The 246-nt window shown below is 63.4% G+C and carries 1 protein-coding gene; it reads right to left on the reverse strand.

The window, feature by feature from the left end; translation table 11 throughout:
• Positions 1–212: histidine kinase (locus SB764_RS43570; protein WP_410867248.1), on the reverse strand; the 212-nt coding region annotated here is incomplete at its 3' end.
• Between the last annotated feature and the right edge of the window lie 34 nt (positions 213–246).

The following is a 246-nucleotide window of genomic DNA, read 5'->3' on the forward strand; positions in this document are numbered from 1 at the left end:
GGGTAAAGGTCATGGACCAGGGCACGGAAGCCCTGCTGCAAGTGTTCGCAATGGGCCTCCAGCGCATCTACCGTGCGCGTGAGCGTTTGTGGCTGGTCGGTGACCAGGCGCAACAGGCAGGCCTGGGCGCGAATGCCGGCGAGATATTGGCCAAGGTCGTCGTGCAGGGTCTGCGCCAGGTGGGTGCGTTCCTGTTCCTGTACCGCCAGCAAGGTTTGGGTCAGTTGGGTGTTATCGGTACGGGCC

The sequence above is a fragment of the Paraburkholderia sp. SIMBA_027 genome (genome assembly GCF_046535315.1).
In the GTDB taxonomy this organism is placed as follows: domain Bacteria; phylum Pseudomonadota; class Gammaproteobacteria; order Burkholderiales; family Burkholderiaceae; genus Paraburkholderia; species Paraburkholderia tropica.